At 68.9% G+C, this 2295-nt stretch carries 2 protein-coding genes; one reads left to right on the top strand and one right to left on the bottom strand.

Annotated features, from left to right (window positions below; genetic code table 11):
* A partial coding sequence (locus VF794_RS23775) for a lycopene cyclase (RefSeq protein WP_331114134.1) occupies positions 1–1344 on the bottom strand: 1344 nt, incomplete at its 3' end.
* A gap of 200 nt (positions 1345–1544) precedes the next feature.
* On the opposite strand from VF794_RS23775, the gene VF794_RS23770 reads away from it, so the two are divergent.
* Positions 1545–2295, top strand: a 751-nt coding sequence (locus tag VF794_RS23770) for a glycoside hydrolase family 43 protein (protein ID WP_331114132.1), incomplete at its 3' end; no start/stop codon positions are given.

Here is a 2295-nt window from a genome sequence, read left to right as displayed (position 1 = left end):
CCGCCGCGCGATGAGCTGGAGGAACCGCAGGAAGTCGGTCCCCCTCATCTGGTCCTTGATGAGCGCGGCGTAGGAATCGTTGCCCATGTCGTGGAGGGCGGCGAAGGCGGTGTCGAGCAACGCGTTCACCTCGCCCCGGCGCTCGGGCTCGCGCGGAGGCTGGGCCATGAAGAGCGCCAGCAGCCCCGTCACCGCGTGCAGTGGGGTGTCGTGAACCACCGGGCCCGTGGGCACGCCGCCGTCCTGGAGCGCGGCGGCGATGGCCCTCGCTCCCGGATGAAACGAGCGCACCATCGCGCCGAAGCCACAGTAGGTGAGCGGCGAATGGCGCGCGGCCGCGTCCCCCACCAGCACCACCCGCCGCCCCGGCGCCCGAGGCGGCGGCACCAGGCGCGACCAGCCCGGGATGTACCCGAACGTCGGCCGCAGCAGGCGCGGCTCGCCTCGCTTGTACCGCCCGAGCCTCTCGAAGAAGCGCCCATACAACCGCAGCAGCGCGTGCTCGCCACGGACCTCGCGCGCTGGCGCGTAATAGAAGAGGTAGACCGTCGCCTCGCCCGGGCGCCCGGGAAACCCCTCCCAGATGTGCTGGCGCCCCTCCTCCACGCCCTCGGTGGTCACCAGGATGTCGCCCACCCGGGGATTGAGCTCGTCGGGCGCGGTGCCCTCCCGCAGCCCCGACAGCACCCCGCCCACCGTGGGGCAGAGGAGATCCGCCGTCGCGTAGGGGCTGGAGACTCCGCGCGCATCGAGCACCAGGCGCGCGGTCACCTCGGCCCGTCCGCCCCCGGGACGCTCGAACCGCAGGCGCACCGCGTCGGGGCCCTCGCCCAGCCCCGTCAGCGTGTGCTCGTCATGGAAGGAGACGCCCCGCTGCTCGGCACGGCGGCGGACCTCCGCGAGCAGCCGCCCCGCGTCGAGCGCATGGTCGAGCGCGCCCCGGACCGGGTACTCCCCTCCCCCGTGCCAGCGGCACACGCCGTGCTCGTAGCGGGCGACGATGAGCGACTCCACCTCGTCCAGTTGGAAGAGGCCACTGGCCGTCAGCGGCCAGAGCTCGGAGCGGCTGATGTTCCACTCGCGATGCACCACCGCGGCCCGGCCACGCTCGAAGACGCCGACCTTCAGGCCGAGGTCGGCCAACACGGGCGCGAACAGCAGCGAGAGGCCACCGCCCGCGAGCACCACGTCGAAGTCCACGTGGGCGCCCCACTCCGGGGCTCGCACCCACGGCGCTTCCACCGGAGGACGGGCCCGCTCGGCGTCGAGCCGCTCCAGCCGTTCGAGCAGCTCGGGCCCGCCCGCTTCGCGCACCCGGGATTTGAGTTCCTCGACGCGGACCATGCCTCCACTCTAGCCATGCGCCCGGGCAGGACTCCGGGCTCGTGCATCCAAATCAACCGCCAGTCGACGAAGTCGGTGGCCATACGGATTTAGCCTGGAATCCATGGATAACTTGAATCAGATCGGACTATGGTCCCGAGTCGAAGGGCCCCCTACCGCTCCACCCCGAGGTCAGACCCGTGTCGAAATCACTGTTATGGATGGCCGTGTTGCTCGTGAGCACCGCGACGAGCGCGCAGACGTTCACCAATCCCATCCTCGGCGAGACGGCGGCTGATCCGTCGATCGTCCGGTACAACGGTTATTACTACCACGTGGCCACCAATGGCTCGGGCATCTTCGTCAGGAAGTCGGCCACGCTGACAGGGTTTGGGAGCGTGCAGGATGAGCAGGTGTGGCCGGATACCACCCCTGGGGGTCAACCCGTGCCCTCCTACAACCAACACATCTGGGCGCCCGAGCTCCAGCTCATCAATGGTCGCTGGTACATCTATTACACGGCCGCGGACCAGGACAACAACGCCAGACATCGCATGTTCGCGATCGAGTCCTCGTCGTTGGATCCACAGGAAAAGGGCAAGTATGTGTTCAAGGGGCAGCTCCGGCCGACGACGGACGCGTGGGCCATCGACGGAGCGGTCATCCAGAAGGATGACGGGAGCCTGTACTTCATCTGGTCCGGCTGGGCGGTGGAGGACCCGGAGGGGCGGGAACAGAACCTCTACATCGCGGCGATGAGCAACCCGTGGACGATCAGCGGGGACCGCGTGTTGATCTCGAAGCCCACGTTCGACTGGGAGGCGCGCGGCATGGCGCTCAACGAGGCGCCACAGCCCCTGCGGCTGGGGACCAAATACGCCGTCATCTTCTCGGCGAGCGGGAGCTGGACGCAGGAGTACACGCTCGGGCTGCTGACGAACACGGACGGCAACCTGCTCAACCCCAAGTCCT

The sequence above is a fragment of the Archangium sp. genome (assembly GCF_036389735.1).
Classification (GTDB): domain Bacteria; phylum Myxococcota; class Myxococcia; order Myxococcales; family Myxococcaceae; genus Archangium.
This window is presented reverse-complemented; position numbering and strand designations above follow the sequence as displayed.